Source organism: Candidatus Neomicrothrix sp., assembly GCF_035329545.1.
In the GTDB taxonomy this organism is placed as follows: domain Bacteria; phylum Actinomycetota; class Acidimicrobiia; order Acidimicrobiales; family Microtrichaceae; genus Microthrix; species Microthrix subdominans.
The window spans coordinates 64,687-83,485 of sequence record NZ_DAOLGP010000014.1 but is presented as its reverse complement, the minus strand read 5'-3'; the positions used below and the strand labels follow the sequence as shown (position 1 = coordinate 83,485).

The 18,799-nt window shown below is 68.7% G+C and carries 19 protein-coding genes, 2 tRNA genes and 1 pseudogene; 7 read left to right on the top strand and 15 right to left on the bottom strand.

Annotated elements, in window-relative coordinates; all coding sequences use genetic code 11:
- From PKD89_RS09990 to PKD89_RS09980, 3 genes and pseudogenes are all read left to right on the top strand, one after another.
- A partial coding sequence (locus tag PKD89_RS09990; RefSeq protein WP_324332417.1) for an MIP/aquaporin family protein occupies positions 1-651 on the top strand: 651 nt, incomplete at its 5' end.
- 50 nt (positions 652-701) lie between these two features.
- Complete coding sequence (glpK, locus tag PKD89_RS09985) at positions 702-2,213, top strand: glycerol kinase GlpK (RefSeq protein ID WP_289011051.1); 1,512 nt, start codon at positions 702-704, stop codon at positions 2,211-2,213.
- An 18-nt stretch (positions 2,214-2,231) separates the two neighbouring features.
- Positions 2,232-2,459, top strand: a pseudogene (locus PKD89_RS09980) (integrase core domain-containing protein); the annotation flags it as partial.
- Positions 2,460-2,529: 70 nt separating this feature from the next.
- Here the strand turns inward: PKD89_RS09980 and PKD89_RS09975 are convergent.
- Positions 2,530-2,614 (bottom strand) — tRNA-Leu (locus PKD89_RS09975).
- Between the two features lie 234 nt (positions 2,615-2,848).
- On the opposite strand from PKD89_RS09975, the gene PKD89_RS09970 reads away from it, so the two are divergent.
- Positions 2,849-4,228, top strand: a complete 1,380-nt coding sequence (locus PKD89_RS09970) for an HNH endonuclease signature motif containing protein (RefSeq protein WP_289011050.1) — start codon at positions 2,849-2,851, stop codon at positions 4,226-4,228.
- Positions 4,229-4,268: 40 nt separating this feature from the next.
- Here the strand turns inward: PKD89_RS09970 and PKD89_RS09965 are convergent.
- From PKD89_RS09965 to npdG, 14 genes are all read right to left on the bottom strand, one after another.
- Positions 4,269-4,351 (bottom strand) — tRNA-Leu (locus tag PKD89_RS09965).
- 314 nt (positions 4,352-4,665) lie between these two features.
- A complete protein-coding gene (locus PKD89_RS09960; RefSeq protein ID WP_287379158.1) occupies positions 4,666-4,956 on the bottom strand; it encodes an HU family DNA-binding protein in 291 nt (96 codons plus the stop codon).
- Positions 4,957-5,202: 246 nt separating this feature from the next.
- Positions 5,203-6,006: a tryptophan synthase subunit alpha gene (gene trpA, locus PKD89_RS09955; RefSeq protein ID WP_289011049.1), complete on the bottom strand. Its 804-nt coding sequence runs from the start codon at positions 6,004-6,006 to the stop codon at positions 5,203-5,205.
- Positions 6,003-7,151 carry a tryptophan synthase subunit beta gene (gene trpB / locus PKD89_RS09950; RefSeq protein WP_349257339.1) on the bottom strand — a complete coding sequence of 383 codons (1,149 nt, stop codon included), beginning with the start codon at positions 7,149-7,151 and terminating at the stop codon, positions 6,003-6,005. Before trpB ends, trpA begins: the two co-directional genes overlap by 4 nt.
- A gap of 14 nt (positions 7,152-7,165) precedes the next feature.
- Positions 7,166-8,140 carry an endonuclease/exonuclease/phosphatase family protein gene (locus tag PKD89_RS09945; RefSeq protein WP_287379161.1) on the bottom strand — a complete coding sequence of 325 codons (975 nt, stop codon included), beginning with the start codon at positions 8,138-8,140 and terminating at the stop codon, positions 7,166-7,168.
- Positions 8,137-9,249, bottom strand: a complete 1,113-nt coding sequence (locus PKD89_RS09940; protein WP_289011048.1) for a glycosyltransferase family 4 protein — start codon at positions 9,247-9,249, stop codon at positions 8,137-8,139. The genes PKD89_RS09945 and PKD89_RS09940 overlap by 4 nt, the downstream gene beginning before the upstream one ends.
- 10 nt (positions 9,250-9,259) lie before the next feature.
- On the bottom strand, positions 9,260-10,210 hold the full coding sequence (locus tag PKD89_RS09935; RefSeq protein WP_287379163.1) for a phosphatidylinositol mannoside acyltransferase: 951 nt from the start codon (positions 10,208-10,210) through the stop codon (positions 9,260-9,262).
- Between the two features lie 21 nt (positions 10,211-10,231).
- Complete coding sequence (locus PKD89_RS09930; RefSeq protein ID WP_287379164.1) at positions 10,232-10,924, bottom strand: CDP-alcohol phosphatidyltransferase family protein; 693 nt, start codon at positions 10,922-10,924, stop codon at positions 10,232-10,234.
- A gap of 108 nt (positions 10,925-11,032) precedes the next feature.
- Complete coding sequence (locus PKD89_RS09925) at positions 11,033-11,530, bottom strand: hypothetical protein (protein WP_287393261.1); 498 nt, start codon at positions 11,528-11,530, stop codon at positions 11,033-11,035.
- Entirely contained in the window at positions 11,523-12,065 is a 543-nt protein-coding gene (locus tag PKD89_RS09920) for an HIT family protein (RefSeq protein ID WP_289011047.1), read from the bottom strand. Before PKD89_RS09920 ends, PKD89_RS09925 begins: the two co-directional genes overlap by 8 nt.
- Complete coding sequence (gene thrS, locus PKD89_RS09915) at positions 12,062-14,140, bottom strand: threonine--tRNA ligase (RefSeq protein WP_289011046.1); 2,079 nt, start codon at positions 14,138-14,140, stop codon at positions 12,062-12,064. The genes PKD89_RS09920 and thrS overlap by 4 nt, the downstream gene beginning before the upstream one ends.
- Positions 14,141-14,189: 49 nt before the next feature.
- Positions 14,190-15,185, bottom strand: a complete 996-nt coding sequence (locus PKD89_RS09910; protein WP_289011045.1) for a lysophospholipid acyltransferase family protein — start codon at positions 15,183-15,185, stop codon at positions 14,190-14,192.
- Between the two features lie 191 nt (positions 15,186-15,376).
- Entirely contained in the window at positions 15,377-16,495 is a 1,119-nt protein-coding gene (gene cysS / locus PKD89_RS09905; protein ID WP_289011044.1) for a cysteine--tRNA ligase, read from the bottom strand.
- A gap of 10 nt (positions 16,496-16,505) precedes the next feature.
- Positions 16,506-17,267: an NADPH-dependent F420 reductase gene (gene npdG / locus PKD89_RS09900; RefSeq protein WP_287379171.1), complete on the bottom strand. Its 762-nt coding sequence runs from the start codon at positions 17,265-17,267 to the stop codon at positions 16,506-16,508.
- A gap of 115 nt (positions 17,268-17,382) precedes the next feature.
- On the opposite strand from npdG, the gene PKD89_RS09895 reads away from it, so the two are divergent.
- The 3 genes from PKD89_RS09895 to PKD89_RS09885 are packed head-to-tail and all read left to right on the top strand — an operon-like array spanning position 17,383 to position 18,799.
- Entirely contained in the window at positions 17,383-18,171 is a 789-nt protein-coding gene (locus tag PKD89_RS09895; protein WP_287393114.1) for an ABC transporter ATP-binding protein, read from the top strand.
- Positions 18,172-18,203: 32 nt separating this feature from the next.
- On the top strand, positions 18,204-18,449 hold the full coding sequence (locus PKD89_RS09890) for a hypothetical protein (protein WP_287393116.1): 246 nt from the start codon (positions 18,204-18,206) through the stop codon (positions 18,447-18,449).
- A complete protein-coding gene (locus PKD89_RS09885; protein ID WP_287393118.1) occupies positions 18,446-18,799 on the top strand; it encodes a hypothetical protein in 354 nt (117 codons plus the stop codon). Before PKD89_RS09890 ends, PKD89_RS09885 begins: the two co-directional genes overlap by 4 nt.

Genomic DNA, 18,799 nt, shown 5'->3' with positions numbered 1-18,799 from the left:
CACCTCAACCCGGCGGTCACGTTGTCGTTCGCGCTACGTCGGGGCTTTGCCTGGTCGAAGGTGCCCGGCTACATAGCGGCGCAGTTGCTCGGCGCCTTCGTCGGCGCCGCCCTCGTGTACGCCCTGTTCTTCGAGGCCATCGAGGCCTTCGAACGCTCCAGTGGGATCGTGCGTCACGGGGGTGCGAGCATAGGCATCTTCGTCACCGCGCCGGCCGACTACTACACGAGCTACTGGGGTCCGTTTCTGACCGAAGCCGTGGCCACCGCCTTCCTCGTCGTGTTCATCTTCGCGGTGAGCGATCTCATGAACACCCCGCCACGAGCCAACCTCGGCCCGCTCGTCATCGGCTTCGCCGTCTTCGCCATCGGCTCCTCGTTCGGTGCCGGCACCGGCTACGCCATCAACCCGGCCCGGGATCTCGGCCCCCGGTTCTTCGCGTGGGTCGCCAGATGGGGTGATGCCGCCCTACCGGGGACCTCGGCGAACCTCGGCGCCTACTGGTGGGTCCCGATACTGGGCCCCATCGTTGGTGCCATCTTCGGTGCACTCGTGTACGACCTGGCGATCCACAACGTCCTGGCCGCCCGGGGAACGGCAGAGACCCCCCACGCCAGGACCGTCGGTGAAGTCGTCCTCGAAGAAGAATGAACGTCCTACGCGGGGTGCAGATCCTGTGACGAACCATATGAGGAGCACAGATGTCTCGGTATGTGGCCGCCATCGACCAGGGCACCACCAGCACGCGCTTCGTGATCTTCGACGCCGACGGGCAATCCGTGGGCATGGCGCAGCAGGAGCACGAGCAGGTCTACCCTCAGCCGGGTTGGGTCGAGCACCGGCCGCAGGAGATCTGGGCCCGGACCGAGGCGGTCATCGCTGACGCCCTCGCTACCACCGGGCTGACCGCGGCAGATCTGGTGGCCATCGGCGTGACGAACCAGCGCGAGACCACGGTCGTGTGGGACCGGTTCACCGGCGAACCGGTGGGCAACGCCATCGTCTGGCAGGACACCCGCACCGATCAGATCTGCCGCGACCTGTCCGCCGACGCGGGTCGTGACCGATTCCGGGCCTCCACGGGGCTCCCGCTCGCGACGTACTTCTCGGGACCGAAGGTCGTCTGGATCCTCGACAACATACCCGGCGCACGAGCGCGCGCCGAAGCCGGCGAGCTCCTGTTCGGGACGATCGACACCTGGATCATCTGGAACCTCACCGGCGGCGTCGACGGTGGACTGCACATCACCGACGTCACCAATGCCAGCCGGACGCTCCTGATGGACCTGGCCACCCTGGACTGGGCGCCCGACATCGTGGCGGCGCTGGGCATTCCCGCGTCGATGCTGCCGGAGATCCGCTCGTCGAGCGAGGTCTACGGCGAAGCCCGCCTCGCTTCCGTGGCCGGGGTGCCGGTGGCCGGTGACCTCGGCGATCAGCAGGCCGGGCTGTTCGGCCAGAGCTGCTTCGACGCCGGCGACGCCAAGAACACCTACGGGACCGGCAACTTCCTCCTGCTCAACACGGGCACCGAGCCGGTGCGCTCGGATCACGGGTTGGTCACTACGGTCGGCTACAAGCTCGGTGACGCCCCCGCCGTGTACGCCCTCGAGGGGTCGATCGCCATCGCCGGGGCGCTCGTCCAGTGGCTTCGCGACAACCTCCGCCTCATCGACTCGGCGGCGGAGGTGGAAGAGCTGGCCCGCAGTGTGGACGACAACGGTGGCTGCTATTTCGTCCCGGCGTTCTCGGGACTATTCGCCCCGTATTGGCGTGATGACGCCCGTGGCGTGATCGTCGGGCTGACCCGCTTCGTGGAGGGAGGCCACATCGCCCGCGCCACGCTTGAGGCCACGGCGTTCCAGGGCCGCGAGATGGTCGATGCGATGGAGGCCGACTCCGGCGTGACCCTCCACGAGCTGCGCGTCGGCGGCGGCATGGTCAAGAACGAGCTGCTCATGCAGTTCCAGGCCGACATCCTCGGCATCCCCATCATCAGGCCGTCGCTGACCGAGACCACGGCGATCGGTGCCGCGTATGCAGCAGGGCTCGCCGTCGGGTTCTGGCCGAGTACCGAGGTGCTGCGGGCCAAGTGGGTCGAGGACAAGCGCTGGCTGCCCCAGATGGACGAGGCCACCCGGGAGCGGGAGCTCGCCCAATGGAAGAAGGCCGTGACCCGCACCTTTGACTGGGTCGACGCTGAGCCGGTCTAGCTACAACGCCCGCGAGCACCCCAAGCGAACGCGTTCGCCGAACGATGGGTGCGCACGCTGCGTCACGAACTGCTCGACCGCACCTTCATCTGGAACGAACGCCAGCTTCGCGCTCTCCTGCTCGACTACAACCAGCACCGCCCGCACCGCGGGCCTGTGGGATCACGCCCACGAGGCAGAGCGCAGGACGCTGCTCGACGAAGCTGCTCCAAGACGTCACAGTCCACGCAGACCGGCTCTCGGTGACCCTGCACGGAGCGCCAGCGCTCAACGTGGGATTCTCCGAAGTCGGGCTCAAGGACTCGGGGTTGAGTTGTGTCGGAGGGGGGACTTGAACCCCCACGCCCTTAACGGGCACTAGGCCCTCAACCTAGCGCGTCTGCCAATTCCGCCACTCCGACGTGACCCCGGTTTTCGCCCGGTGCAAGCGGGTCAGCATAGCAGCGCTGCCGCTCTCCCCCACCAGCCGACACCCAGCCGGCGTCCTGATGGATGGGGCACCCGAAGGCACGGCAGATACGGCCGACCTGATGCCGGTCTGAGGCGTCGCTCACCGCATCAGGATCGCCGAGAATTCTCGGAAATCTTCTCCAGCGGCTGGCTTCGTTGTCACACCCGTTGATCAGACTGGACCCATGGCTTCGATCACCGATTTCGAGCCGACCGGGAGCGGTCCGGAGGGAGTGGGTCCGGAGCGCGATCTTGGGCGGGTGGAGGTGGGCAATCCGGCTGCGGCGCTTGCCTTGGCCCACGCCGAATCGTCGATCGATGAGTTGTTCGCCGCCGGGGTGGAACCCGACGATTCTCAGGATGCGGTCGTCTGGATCGACGAGCTGGAACGGCTTGGGCGTCGGGTGGATGCTGCCCGTTCTGAGTTGGTTGAGTCGATCCAGCGCAGGGTGTTGCACACGGCCGACGGGCACGGGTCGGCCAAGATCATGGTGCGCCATGTCGCCCACCTCACCAACGCTGAGGCGACGGCCCGGGCCAAGACCGCCCGGCTTGCTCGCGATATGCCGAAGGTGACCACAGCATGGAAGGCAGGTGAGGTATCCACCTGCGCGGTCCGCGCGCTGGGTCGGGTGGATGCCAACCCTCGGGTGGCGGCGGCGATGAGAGCCCGTGACGACGAGTTCCTGCGCGACGCCCAGACGATGGGTGCCAAGACGTTTGCGCACAAGGTGCATCGCTGGGCACGCCTGATCGACGAGGACGGCCCCGAACCGGCCAACGAACGTAACCACAAGAAGCGGGATGCCCGGTTGGTGCAGAACCCGTGGGATCTGTCGTGGGAGCTGACCGGGTTCTTCGCGTCCGCACAGGGTGCGGAGCTCCGAGAGATCCTCGACCGTTACGTCGACGCCGAATTTGAGGCTGATTGGGCCGAAGCCAAAGCCCGGCTGGGCCCGGACGGCCTGTTCGGCGACGGAATCACCAAGCACGATCTGCAGCGGACCGATGCCCAACGCCGCGCTGACGCGTTGGTGCGGGTGTTCCGAGATGCAGCCGCCGCCGATGGATCGGCCATTGCGCCCGGGTGGGTGCACAACATCCACTGGTCGGCGGCCGCCTACGAGGAGATGCTGTCGGCGATGGACGCTGACCGGCCGCCACGGTTCGATCCGGAGACGTTCATGTGTCGCACCGAAGACGGCCACGACGTCGACCCGACCGAAGCAGCGGCCAACAGCCTGCTCCACAAGGTCCGCAGGATGATCGTCGACGCAGCCGGGGTGGTGATCGACCTCGGGCGGGCCCGACGGTTCACTGGATCGGCCCGTGTGGCCGCCACCGCCGGCCACACCCACTGCATCTGGCCTGGCTGCCACGCACCCGCCAGCCGTTGTGAGATCGACCACCTCCACGAACACGGCCGAGGCGGAACAACACAACCGGCCAACGCAGCGCCGTTGTGCGGAAAACACAACCGCTGGAAGCAGAAGGGCTTCACGATCCAGCGAGATCCGACCGGCGGGTGGCACACCACACGACCTGACGGAAGCCAGTTGGAGTAGGTCGCCGGCGCCCCGCCAAGCGAGCCGATCGATCCTTGAGTGCCCGGGGTGGGACTTGAACCCACACGCCCTTTCGGACAGGGGATTTTGAATCCCCCGCGTCTGCCATTCCGCCACCCGGGCTTTGGGTGGAGCGTCGATGGTAACCCGTCGACGCGTTCGCTCACCATTGCCGCAGTTCAGGGCCCGGATCGGTAGTTCGTCCGATACGATCCACAGCGTGAGTCGCCTACTGAAGGTTCTCGTCATCATCATCTTGGGCGTCATGCTGGCGCGGGAGATTGCGTTCCGACGGAACCTGAGCGAGTTCAACCCCGACACTGCACCGTTCGGAGACTGAGCACCGAGGGTTGCCGCCGGTCGCGACGATGGGAGCGCCCGAGGACGCTCCCATCGCAGGTAGCACCAGTTGTTCGGGGCCAATCGGCCCCAGCCAACTACGGGGTCTCTTCGCCCTTGGCGATCTTCTTCAGCTTGGAGCCAGCGGAGATCTTGACGGCCTTGGTGGCCGGAACCTGGATCTGCTCGCCGGTCTGCGGGTTGCGACCCATGCGGGCCTTGCGCTCGGTCTGCTCGAAGGAGATGAAGCCGGGGATGGTCAGCTTGTCCTTGCCCTTCGCGACGACCTCGCCGACGACGGTGATGAACTCACCCAGCACTGCGTTGACGTCCTTCTCGGACATCTCGGTGCGACGGGCGATGGTCGAGACCAGTTCACTCTTGTTCATGTGTGCCTCCTCAGCGGTTCGTCCGCTTGGATCATGTACGAACCGACTTGGTTCGGGGTCGTTGTGACCCTATTGCGCCGCCCGTCACGTTCTGCAACCTCGAAACCAGGCCGGAGCCCGGAATTCGGTGAAGCCGGATGTGAATGACAACGGTGTAACTCTACCAGGAATGAGCGCAGACACCTAGGGGCACAACGAATCTGCGATTTGAGCGGGCTTCAAGCGGCGGCTGCAAGGGTCCTACTGTCACATCCCCCGGTCGAGCGCGTCTCGGAACTCCCCCACATGGTCGGCCACCTGATCGGGGGAGGCACCGTCGAGGATCTTGCGCATGAACGCTGACCCGACGACTGCGCCGTCGGCCACCTCGCACACCTCGACCGCCTGCTGGGGGCTGGAGACGCCGACCCCGACCAGCACGGGCAGGTCGGTGATGTCCTTGGCGCGCCGGGCGATCTCCTTGGCCGAATCGGCCAGGGTGGCCCGCTCGCCGGTGACGCCGAGCAGCCCGACGGCATACAGGAAGCCCCGCGACCGCTGGGCGATGCGGTCGAGGCGTTCGTCGGGGGTGGTTGGCGCCGCCAACAGCACGGTCTCCACCCCAGAAGTGTCGGCCGCATCGATCCACGGGCCGGCCTCGTCGAGAGGCAGATCGGGCAGGATGGCCCCGACGATGCCGGCCCGGGCCAGTTCTCCGGCGAAGCGGGTGACGCCCGGGCGGAACACCAGGTTGTAGTAGGTCATGACGGCCAAGGGGATGCCGACATCGGCAGCACCGGCGGCCTCGATCACCTCGTGGGGAAGGGCCCCCTGGTGCAAGGCCAGGTCGGAGGCCGCCTGGATGGTGGGGCCGTCCATCACCGGATCGGAGAAGGGAATGCCGATCTCGATGGCATCGGCGCCGGCCTGGGCGACCGCCTCGATCGTGGGGATCCACTCCCCCAACCCACCGGTGATGTAGGGCACGAGGGACTTGCCCCCGGCGTCGCGACGGCGGCGCAGCGCCGATTCCAGCGGGCCCGGGACGTGTGACGGCTGGGCGGCGCTCATCCCAGCACCTCCATCATCTGGGCGACGTCCTTATCGCCGCGTCCCGACAGGTTGATGAGCACGGTCTTGCCGGCGAGCTCGTCCTTGGCCTTGGCCACCCAGGCGAGGGCGTGGGCCGGCTCGAGGGCCGGGATGATGCCCTCGGTCCGGCTGAGCAGCACGAAGGCCTCGATCACCTCGGCGTCGGTCACGGGCTCGTAGCGGGCCCGGCCCTCGGCGGCGAGGAAGCTGTGCTCGGGGCCCACCCCCGGGTAGTCGAGCCCGGCCGAAATCGAGTGGGCCTCCATCACCTGACCGACATCGTCCTGCTTGAGGTACGAGGCCATGCCGTGCACGACGCCGACCGCCCCGCCGCCGATCGCCGCCCCGCCGGCGGGCTCGGCGCCGACCAGCTCGGCCTCGGTATCGACGAACCCGGAGAAGATTCCGGCTGCGTTCGATCCACCACCCACGCAGGCGACGACGACGTCGGGGTCGGCGCCGGTCAACTTGTGGACCTGGGCGTAGGCCTCGTCGCCGATCACCCGATGAAACTCCCGCACCATCCACGGATACGGATGGGGTCCCATCACCGAGCCCAGGCAGTAGTGGGTGGTCTCGACGGTGGCCACCCAGGAGCGCATCGCTTCGTTGACCGCATCCTTCAGGGTGCGACTGCCGCTCATCGCCGAGCGAACCTCGGCCCCGAGTAGGCGCATGCGAAAGACGTTGAGCTCCTGGCGGGCCATGTCGACCTCGCCCATGTAGACGATGCACTCCATGCCGAGCAGCGCCGCAGCGGTGGCGGTGGCCACGCCGTGCTGGCCGGCACCGGTCTCGGCCACCAGCTTGGACTTGCCCATGCGGCGGGCGAGCAGCGCCTGGCCGAGAACGTTGTTGATCTTGTGCGAGCCGGTGTGGTTGAGGTCCTCCCGTTTGAGCAGCACCCGGCAGCCGAGCTCCTCGGACAGCCGGTGGGCTTCGGTCAGCGGGCTGGGACGCCCGGCGTAATCGGCGAGCAGTCCGTCGAGCTCGGAACGAAAGGCCGGGTCCACCCAGGCGTCGCGGAACGCCACCTCGAGCTCCTCACATGCCGGGATGAGGGTTTCGGGCACGTAGCGCCCACCAAACTCGCCAAAGCGGCCCGTTGCACCCGGGTCACCCATACCTACCGTGTTGGTCACGCTCGCTCCCGTACCTTCTCGACGACGGCCGACACCCTACGCCCGGCGGTCGAGAACCTTGCGGTGACCGGCCGGTGGTCCGAACCGGCTGCACATCCCACGCTGAGCGACAGCGGTTCGAGGCCCCGGAACAGGACCCGGTCGAGACGGGCAATCGGCAGCCGGGCGGGCCAGGTGAGCCCCAACCCCTGCCCCACCTCCCGGTGGGCGTCGCGCAGGTGCCCGCCGGCCACCAACTGGCGCATCGGCTGGTGCCGACCGCTGGCGTTGAAGTCACCGGCCACCACCACGCGATCGGCCTCCCTGGCCATCGCCGCCAGCCGGTCGTGTTGGGCGGTCCACGGGCCCACCCCGTGGATCGGCGGGGTGGTGTGCACCCCCAGTACGCGCACCACCGTGCCGTCGCCGGCGACCACGTCGGCTGAGGGCGTGGGCGACCCGGCGGCCGACTCGATCGTGGCGTTGCGCACCTCCACCCGGGCGAACATCGCTGCCCCCAGCGCATCGTCGCGGGAGGTCGACACCACCTCGGTGTAGCAGCCCTCGAGCCCGGCGCGCAGCTGCCGGAGATAGTCCGGGGTGACCTCCTGAAACACGGCGACGTCGCAGCCGGCGGCCAGCATCTCCTCGATGTTGGCCGAGACGTCGCTCCGCTCGAACTCCAGGTTGGCGGAGTACACGGTGAGGGTGGCGTCTCCCGGTCGGGGCCCTCCGCCCCAGTCCCCAGCCAGCAGGCCGACGCCGGTGCCGAGCAGTGCGAGGGCGGCGGCCGCGTTGAGCTGGCGTGCCCTGCGGCCGGGGGCGAGAGCGGCAGCCGGCAAGGCCGCCAGGGCTGCGGCGTGCGCCGGCAGCGCCAACGTCTGGGCGATCACGTGGGCCGGTGGGCCGTTGATGCCGAGCGCCCAGGCCGCATCGAGTGCGGCCGCCGGGGCCAGCGCCGCCGGGGCCAACCAACGCGGGATGCGGCTCAAGCGCCGGAGCGCACCGGCTCGGCCGCCGGGGTCCGGGCCATCGCATCCCGGTACAGCTGCTCGTAGGCGGCGGCCAGGCGGTCCATCGAGTAGGCGTTGGCCCGCTGGTGGCCCGCCTCGGTCAGCCGGGCGGCCAGCGCGTCGTCGGTCAGCACAGCGGTGAGCGCCTCGGCCAACGCCGTGGGATCCTCGGGCTCGGCGAGCAGGGCGTTGCGGTCGTGGGTGGCCACGTTGTTGTAGCCGGGGATGTTGGAGGCGACCACCGGGGTGCCGGCCGCCATCCCCTCGAGAAGCACCACGCCGAAGCTCTCGCCGCCGAGGGCAGGCGCACAGAACACGCTCGCCCCGGCCAGGCGGGCATCCCGCTCGGCGTCGCTGATCCGGCCCAGCCACTCGATCCGCTCGTCGCCGGCATTGGCCGCCTGGAGCTCCTCGGTGAGCGGGCCGGTGCCCGCCACCCACAGGGTGACGTCGGCGGGCAACTGCTTCATCGCCTCGAGCAGGACGGCCAGGCCCTTGCGGGTCTCGTGGCGTCCGATGAAGAAGATCGAGGGCCCGTCGCTCGGCGTGGGCACCACCTGGCGAAACGCCTCGGTGTCGACGGCGTTGTAGAGCACCAACATGTCGTCATCGGTGAACCACACACCGGCGGTGCTGCGGGCGTCGTCGGAGACCGCCACCCGCACGTCGAGGCGCCGCACCCCCCACGATCCCAGCGGCTTGAGCCAGGAGGAGTAGGCCGAGAAATCGCCCGAGGCGTGGAACGTACCGACCATCGGGCACGGCTTGACGACCAGGGCGGTGTTGGTGACGCCGGGGACGAGCGGTTCGTGCAGGTGCAGCACGTCGAAGTCCTCGTCCCACAGGGCCCGCATCGTCCGTAGCTGCGCCGAGGGGTCTGGGGCGAGCGGGGCGACCGACCCGTTGGTGGCGAAGGGGATGGAGGCGCCCAGCGGAGTGACCCCCGGTTCGGGCGGCGGGCCGTCGCAGGGCGCCAGCACGCGAACCTCGTGGCCTCGACGGCGCAGGGCCTTGGCCAGGCCGAGCACCTGCCCCTGGACCCCACCGGGCACGCTGAGGCTGTAGGGACAGACGAGGCCGATACGCATCGGGGTGAGGCTAGTTGGAATGCCCTGGAGCGCTCCCAGGCAACGACTCCGGCGAGTAGCCGGCCGCCCGCAGCGCCGCGACATCGCTCGGCCAGTTGGGGCTCTGAAGGTGCCACTGCTGGGGTTGCGCGGCGATCAGCTCCTCGAGCTCGTAGGCGAGGACCTGGGTGAGCCGGGCGACGTCGGCCCGAAGGCGCCCCTCGCGTTCGAGGTCCATCGGGGGGCGGACCACGCCGAGCACCCGGTTGCCCGGCGTTTCGTAGACCGCGGTGGGCAAGAGCAGGGCGCCGGTGCGCAGGGCCAGGGTGACCGGGCCGGCGGGCAGGCGGGTGCGCTCCCCGAAGAACTCCACCTCGGGGCCGCCGCCGCTGATGTCGCGGTCGGACAGCAGACACACGACGTGGCCGGCTTTGATCGCCCGGCTGATCGACCCGACCGCGTCCGGCCCCAGAGGCACGACGTGGATGCCGAGCGCCTCGCGTTTGTTTCGGAACCAGTCGAAGAGTTCCGGAGGTTCGATCGCTTCGACGACGGCGGTCACCTCGACGCCGTGCACGCGGGTGAGCCATGCGGCCGCCCACTCCCAGCGGCCGACGTGGGGCATGGCGAGGATGGGTCCGGTGCCACTTGCGACCGCCTCGTCCAGGTGGTGGAGTCCCTGGCTGTCGAAGTTGGCGGCCAGCTCGCGGGTCGAGACCGTCGGCAGGCGCAACAGGTCCTCCCAGTAGCGCCCATAGGAGCGGATCGCTGCGTTGGTGAGCGCCTCGCGTCGAACGGGGGTGAGCCGGCGACCGGTCGCCCGATCGAGGTTCCGGCCGATCAGCAGGCGCCGCTCGGAGAGCATCGGCGCCACGGCGCTGGCCAGGCCCTGCGAGACGATGTTGGCGCCCGGCCTCGGCAGCACACCGGCGGCGGCGGTGCCCAGCTTGAACAGGTCGAGGACCGAGATGCCCAGTACCACGCCGTGAACCGAAGGACCTGGTTAGCGGCGGCTGGCCAGGCGGCGGTCGCGGGCGTCCCGGCGGATCTGCCAACGCTCGGCCATCGTCGTCTCGCTGCGGCGGGCACGGCGACGCTGGCGGGGCGGGCGGGGACGCTCGACCGAGGCCTGCTTCCACACCTTGACGAAGCGCTGTCCGGCCGTGCCGACGTTGAGGACCAGCATGAGGATCAGGGCGGGGATCATCAGCATGGGGAACAGCAGGGCGACCAGGAGGATGATGAAGCGCTCCGCCCGTTCGACCATGCCGCCGCTGGCGTCAAAGCCGAGCGATTCGGCCTTGGCCCGGATGTAGCTCACCCAGGAGGCGCTGGCGAGCACGGCGACCGGCAGCCACACCCAGTTGGGCTGGTTTTGGCTGTAGTTGATGGCGATCGCGCCGAACAGCAGCGCATCGGTGACGCGGTCGCTGACCGAGTCGAAGAAGGCCCCACGAGGCCCTGCGGTGCCCGACGCCTTGGCCACAGCACCGTCGAGCAGGTCGGGTACGCCGGTGAGCACGACGAACAGCAGCCCGAGGTGCCACCAACCGAAGCTGATGACGACCGCAGCGCCCACCGCCATGACCAGCCCCGCGATGGTGAGGTGGTCGGCCGTGATGCCGGTGCGCTTGATCTGCTGGCCGACCGGTTTGAGCTTGGCCTCGACCTGAGGACGGAAGTTTCCGTCGAACATGCTGTCTCCCCTCGGGGTGCTAACTCTTGCAAGCATAGCGACCCGGGTGTCTTCTGTGAAGCGTAGACGCTCGACGGGTGCCGGACGGACCTCTCGGACCCGGGTGGTTCAGGCGCCGGGCTGCGGGTCCCAGCGCTCCGGGTTCTCCTCGGCGAACCACTCGACGATCTCGCCGTTGACACCGTCGATCAACACGATGCCGCGGTTCTGGGGCGGGTTCTCGTTTGAGTAGATGAGAATGCGCCAGGTCGGGGTGGAGCGCCAACCCCGCCACACCTGCTGTGCCGACGCGTGCCCGACCGGGAACCCGACGACAGAACCGGCGGTGGCGAACGCCTGCTGGTCGTCGACCGCCAAGGTGCGGCCGGCGATCAGCCCGTACAGGCCGAAGACCGCCAGCAGCGCGCCGGCGACGGCGACCCCGGTGTTGACCACCGCCTCACCTTTGTAGGCGATGGAGACGGCGATGGCGGCCACGCCGAGCAGGAGGTAGATCAGCGCCGGGATGCGGCGACGGTTGTTGTTGGGGAACGTCACCGGGCCGACGAAGTTGGTCATGTCGAGGTCGTCGGGTAGTTCGTCGATGTGTTCGGCCTCGTCAGTCATTGGCCTGTCCTTTCATCCAAGCAGGGGGTGCCCCGCCGGGCCACCCGGCGCGCAGGCGGTCCCAGGCCTCGGGCAGCGACACCGGCAGGGTGCGGGTGTCGGCGGTGGCGGTCATGAAGTTGGCGTCGCCGGCCCAACGGGGCACGACGTGGACGTGCAGATGGTCGCTCTGGGAGCCGCCGGCCGCCGGGCCGAGGTTGACGCCGACGTTGACGGCGTCGCAGCCCAGCCCCTCGCGGCAGGCCACTGTGGCGTCGCGCACCATCGCCCACAGCTCGGCGAACTCCTCGTCGTTCAGGTCGTCCAGCCCGGCGACGCCGCGGTTGGGCAGCACCATGACGTGGCCGGCGGTGTAGGGGAACAGGTTCAACAGTGCAAAGCAGCGACGGCCGCGGGCGACGACGAACTTCTCGCGATCACCCTCTGGTGCGCCGAGGATGCGCTCGAACAGCGTGCCCTCGGCGTCGCCCTGCGGGTCGCCCAGCGTCGAGACGTAGTTCGATCGCCAGGTGCTCCACAAGTGATCGAGCGTCACGACGGACCGGGGCGCGAGGCGGCCTCGATCACCGCCTGGGGGACGCCGTCGGGGTCGAGCGAGCCGGCATCGACACCGACGGGCGTGCCCGGCCCGGCTCCGATGCCCTTGGACTCCACCTCGGCTGCCAGCCGCTCGAGGAAGGCGTCGACCGACACGTCCCGCTCGACCGAGCCACCCCGGGGGTTGACACCCACAGTGTCGTGGGCCACATCATCGTCCCCGACGACCAACACGTACGGCAGCTTCTGCCCCTTGGCGTTGCGGATGCGCTTGCCCAACGTGTCGTTGGCCTCGATCACCTCGGGGCGATACCCCGCCGTGCGCAGCCGTGCGGCCAGGTCGTGGGCGTAGTCGTCGTGGGCGTCGGCCACCGGCAGGATGGCCACCTGCACCGGGGCCAGCCAGGTGGGGAACGCCCCGGCATAGTGCTCGACCAGCACGCCGAAAAAGCGCTCGACCGAACCGAACAGCGCCCGGTGGATCATGATCGGCCGGTGCCGCTCGCCGTCGGAGCCCACGTACTCCAGCTCGAAGCGTTGGGGCAGCTGGAAGTCGACCTGGATCGTCGACATCTGCCAAGTGCGGCCGATGGCGTCGCGGGCCTGCACCGAGATCTTGGGGCCGTAGAAGGCACCACCGCCGGGATCCATCACCAGGTCGAGGCCTTGGGCCACGGCGACCTGGCGCAGCGCCTCGGTGGCCTCGTCCCACTCCTCGTCGGTGCCGACCGCCTTCTCTTCGGGCTTGGTGGACAGCTCGAGGTAGAAGTCGTCGAGGCCATAGTCGCGCAGCAACGACAGCACGAAGTCGAGCAACGACGACAGCTCCTCCCCCATGTTCTCCTTGGTGGTGAAGATGTGGGCATCGTCCATCGTCAGGCCGCGCACCCGGGTGAGGCCATGCAGCACGCCGGACTTCTCGTAGCGGTACACCGTGCCGAACTCGAACATGCGCAGCGGCAGCTCCCGATAGCTGCGCATCCTGGCCTGAAAGATCAGGATGTGGAACGGGCAGTTCATCGGCTTGAGGTAGTAGTTGGTCGCCTCGCCGTCGCCGTCCAGGTCGAGTTGCATCGGGGGGAACATGCCGTCGGCGAACCAGTCGAGGTGCCCCGAGATCTGGAACAGCTTTTCCTTGGTGATGTGGGGGGAGTTGACGAACTCGTAGCCCGCCTCGGCGTGGCGCTTGCGGGAGTAGTCCTCCATCAGCATTCGGACGATGCCGCCCTTGGGGTGGAACACCGCCAGCCCGGAGCCGATCTCCTCGGGAAAGCTGAACAGGTCGAGCTCGACCCCCAGCTTGCGGTGGTCGCGCGCTGCGGCCTGCTCGAGCCGCTCGAGGTGGGCGGTCAGGTCGTCCTTGGAGGTCCAGGCCGTGCCGTAGATGCGTTGGAGCATCGGGTTGGCCTCCGAGCCCCGGAAGTAGGCGCCGGCCACCCGCATCAGCTTGAACCAGCCCAGCTTGCCGGTCGACGGCACGTGAGGGCCGCGGCACATGTCGACGAAGCCGTCGCCGTTGCGGTAGAAGCTGATCGTCTCACCGGCGGGGGCCTCCCCGTCCGAGTCGTCACCGCCGGACGCGGCGGACATGAACGCCTGCTTGTAGGGGTGGTCGCCCATCTCGGCCATCGCATCGTCCAGCTCGAGTTCGTACCGCTCGAAAGGCTGGTTGGACTTGATGATCCGGCGCATCCGCTCTTCGATGCGGGCCAGGTCGCCCTCGGAGAAGGTGCCGCCATCGGGCAGTTCGAAGTCGTAGTAGAAGCCGTCCTCGATCGGCGGGCCGCCGGCGAACGTGGCGCCCGGCCACAGGTCGAGCACCGCCTGGGCGAGGACGTGGGCGGTCGAGTGCCGCAGGTGTTCGAGCACCTCCGGGTCGCGCTTGGTCAGGAACCGCACCTCGGCCCCGTCGGGCAGCGGCGCCGACAGGTCGCTGGGATGGCCGTTCACCTCGGCGATCAGAACCGCCTTGGCCAGGCCCGAACCGATGTCGGCGGCCAGGTCGGCCCCCGTGGCACCGTCGGTGAGCTCTCGCTGAGAACCGTCGGGAAGGGTGACCGTGATCGCTGACATAAGGGGACCGAGGCTACTCGTGCGGGTACGGAACCCGGAAGCGGGTTGCCTAGGCCCGCACGAGCGGCCTTGGCTGCAGCACCGTCGCCGACGAGGCCCGGCTGAGCATGTCGTCGTGGTCGGAGGATGTGTCGACCGCGGCGGCGGCCTGTTCCCTGGCGGCAGCCGGGTCCGGCGCCGGCACCGGGGAGCTACCGGCCGGCACCAGCGGGCGCGCCGCCAGGACCGATCCGGACGAGGGGCGCGTGGCGCCGCTCTGGGTGGGGCTCGACGTACCGGTGCGCAGGTGGCGGCCGTGGCGCACCTCGCCGCCGGCGCCGGTGAGCACCGTCGAGGAGGACGCAGGAGCGGTGGCCGGTGCGCTGGGCTGCTCCGGCTTAGCCGCCTTGGTGGCGTAGGAGTCGTCGTAGTTCTGTCCGGTGAGGCGGCGGATCTCGAACATCACCTCGTCGGTCAGCTGACGCAGCGCCATGCGATCGTCGAGGCGGTCGAGGTAGCGCTCGGGCGAGATCGGTTGACCGAAGCGGATGTGCACGTTGCGGAACGGCCGCGGGAACTTGGCGTCGGGGGGTTGCACCTCGACCGTGCCAAGGACGCCCACCGGCACGATGGGCGAGTTGGTCTCGATCGCCAAGCGAGCGATGCCGGTGTGCCCCTTGTGCAGGTCGCCGGTGCGGCTGCGGGTGCCCTCCGGGTAGATGCCAAACAGCTCCCCGCGGTTGAGCACGTCCGCTGCTGCGTCGAGCGCAGCCTGGGCGTGCTCCCCGCCGCGCCGGTCGATCGGGATCATGCCCATCGCCGGGAACAGTACTTTGGTCTTCCAATCGTCCAGGTACTCGGCTTTGCCCACGTAGGTGATGCGACGGGGCAGCGAGCAGGGCACGAAGAACGAATCCAGCACCGACAGGTGGTTGGGGGCGATGATGGCGCCGCCATCGGTGGGGATGTTTTCAAGGCCGTCGGTGCTCACTCGCCACGCAAAGTTGAAGAGCGGCTTGAGAACCGCCTTGATGGGTTTTTGGAGTTGTCCGACCTCGAGTTGCATGTACTCCCCTTACATTTCGGTCACCTGCGGAACGCACTCATGCTGATCGCAGTTTGCGCTCCTTCATGAAGTTTTGGTGACGGCCTATTCTGTCCTATGCCCATGATGATTGGTACCGCTAACGGGCGATTTCTCATTCGGACCTGAGAATATTCATGGCGACAACGTAAGGCCGGCGCCCGGTGGGCGGCTCAGCGCTCGAAGTCGACGCCGAGCAGCATGGCCGCCTCCGACACGCCCTCGCCCCGTTCGACCGCAGCATCGATCGCAGCGATCGCAGCCGGCGTGTCCAGGTCGTCGTCCAGCGCGGCCCGCACGTCGTTCAACGCGCCGGTCCCCTCCCCCGCCGCCAGCCAGCGCTCCCAGCGTCGCTGGGCGTCCGGCATCAGCTCGTCGGAGTACTCCCACTCGGTGCGGTAGTGGTTGGTGAGCACGCCGAGTCGGATCGCCATCGGGTGGAAGGTGGTGGACAGCTCGCTGACGAACACCAGGTTGCCCAGCGACTTCGACATCTTCTCGCCGTCCATGCGGACCATGGCCTGGTGCATCCAGTGGCGCACCAACGGCTCGCCTGTGGCGGCCTCGGACTGGGCGGCCTCGCACTCGTGGTGGGGGAAGATCAGGTCGCTGCCGCCGCCGTGCAGATCGATGGTCGTGCCCAGCTCCCGCAGGCACAGCGCAGAGCACTCGATGTGCCACCCGGGTCGGCCAGGGCCCCACATCGACTCCCAGGCCGGTTCGTCCTCGGCGGATGGCTGCCACAGCACGAAGTCGAGCGGGTCCCGCTTGTTGGGGTCGTCGACGTTGCCGCCCCGTTCGGCAGCCAGTTCCAGCATCTCGTCGCGCGAGTAGCCGGACAGCTCACCGAAGCGTGGGAAGGTGGCCACCTCGAAGTACACCGAGCCACCCGCCTCATAGGCGTGGCCGGTATCGATCACCATGCCGATGAACCCTCGGATGTCGGGGATGGCCGACGTCGCGCGGGGCTCGGAGTACGCCGGCAGCATTCCCAGCGCCTCCATGTCGGCATCGAAGCGGGCCATCTCCGCGGCTGCCAGGTCGAGGTAGTGCACGCCGAGCTCGCGCGCCTTGGGCAGGATCGAGTCGTCGACGTCGGTGATGTTGCGAACGGCGCGGGTCTCGTGCCCCGCGTCGCGCAGGCGGCGCTGCAACACGTCGTAGGTCAGGTACGTCGCAGCGTGCCCCAGATGGGTGGAGTCGTACGGCGTGATTCCGCACGTGTACATCGTGACCACCGGGCCCGGCTCGAAGGGCACGATCTTGCGGCGGAGGGTGTCGTAGAGGCGCACGGAGGTGGCGTTACGCCGTGGCGGGCGCGGCTGTGTCCTTGGCGGCGGGTGCCTTGGAAGCCGCAGGCTTGGCGGCGGCCTGCGCGGTGCGTCCAGGGGACTTGGTGCGCCGGTTCTTGGGATCGATCCCGGTGAAGCGCACGGCGGCCCGCGTGCGGTACTTCACGTTGAGCTGCAACAGCACCGCAGCGAAGGCCTCGATCGGGGCGGCGTTGGACAGCTCGCCGGCATCCAGGCCCCGCAGGTCGGGGATGGCGTTGACGATCTCGAGCGTCGTGTTGGTGGCCTCGTCGTGGTCGGAGCACACCAGCACGTCGGACTCGACCGGGTTGGCCAGGTCGCCGAGCTCCTTGGCGGGCACGTGGTGCATGGCCGCCGACACGAGCGACTGGGGAATGGCGGCCTGGATCGACGCCGCCACCGAGCCGCGGGGCGGCACGAGGGGCTGGAATTCGTGGGCCACCTTGGCCAGGGCGTTGGCCATCGAGATGACGACCTTGCCGGCCAGCAGGTCGGCCAGTGGCATCACGGTGGCGGCCGCCGCGTCCCAGGGGGTGGCCACGACGACGACGTCGGCACGGGCGGCGTCCTGGTTGTCGCCCGCATGCAGGTTGAGGTCCTTGTCCGGCCACTTGTCGGTGAGACCGTCGACCACCTCCATCGCCCGGTACTTGGACCGGGAACCGATCCACACCTCGTATCCAAGCGACGACAGTCGCACCGCCAGCCCGCTTCCGGCCGGTCCAGTTGCTCCAAGTACACCGATCTTCATGAGGGGCGATGGTAGTTGGGGGTCACCATCCGGCCATGAATCGCCTCGGTGCCCGCCGTGTGGGAGCGTCGGGCTTCTGGCGAAAGCGTCGCCGCCGATCCGACGGAGGTGGAACGTGTCCCAGCCGCTGCTGTCGGTGAGCGGCCTGAGCGTCTGGCGGGGCGAACGACGCCTGCTGTCCGACGTCACCTGGGCGGTGCTGCCCGGCGAGCACTGGGTGGTGCTGGGCGCCAACGGATCGGGCAAGACCACGCTGGTGCGGGTGGCCACCTGGTGGGACCGACCGTCGGCCGGGGAGCTGACCCTGCTCGGCCATCGGCTGGGCCGAGCCGACGTGCGCACGGTGCGCACCCAGGTCGGCTTTGTCAGCGTGGCCTTCGCCGACAAGATCCGTCCGGGAGTCACGGCCCACGACGTCGTCGTCTCGGCCCGCCACGGCGCGCTGGAGACCTGGTGGCATCACTACACCGCCGACGATCACGCCAGGGCCGGGGCAGCGCTGGCCGCGATGGGCATGGCCGGCTTCGGCGAGCGCACCTTCGGGTCGTTGAGTTCGGGCGAGCGCCAGCGGGTGCTGTTGGCCCGGGCGCTGATGGCCGACGCACCGCTGATCGTGTTGGACGAGCCGTCCGCCGGGCTCGACCTGGGCGGCCGGGAGGACCTGCTCGGCCGCCTCGACCGCCTGGCCGCCGATCCGGCCGGCCCGGCGCAGGTGCTGATCACCCATCACACCGAGGAGATCCCCCCCAGCTTCACCCACGCGCTGCTGATCCGCAACGGTCGGGTGAGCGTCGCCGGGCCGATCGACGTGGTGCTCACGGCCAGATCCCTCAGCGACACCTTCGGGCTGTCGCTCCACCTAGAGCGCCGCGACGGTCGGTTCACCGCCTGGGCCACCACCTAGCCGTACTTGTACGGTTCGGTTACCATACTCATATGGCTTCCAAGACGACCATCAATTTCGATGACGAAATGGAAGCCGCACTTGACGAGTTGGCGGCCATCGACGGCACCAAGCGGCTGGCGATCAAACGTTCGCTCCTCGCCGAGGTGAAACGACGGCGCCGAAGTCAGGCCATCCTCGACCTGATCGCATCGTGGGAGGCCGAGGATGGGCCCATCGACGCCGAGCACCTCGCGTGGGCCGACGAGGTTCTTGATCGACAGGGTGTTGGGCGGTGATCGTCGACGCAGGCCCATTCATCGTCGACGGTGAGCAAGTCAACTCGCGGCTATGGGCGCTGATCAAGCGGGCAACCGAGCGCGGCGACGACCTTCACACGACGCATCCCGTGCTCGCTCAGGTGTGGCGGGACCCAACCCGACAGGCAAACCTGGCACGAGCGCTGCGCAGTTTCGATATCCACCCGCTCGACGAGTCGAGGAGTGTTGGTCGGCGGCTCGCCGCAACGGGAACCTCCGATGTCGTCGATGCTCACCTGGCCGTTGTCGCTCAGAGCTTGGGAACCTTCATCCTGACCGGGGATCCCGATGACATGGCGCTGCTCGATGCCCGCTTCGAGGTCTACTGA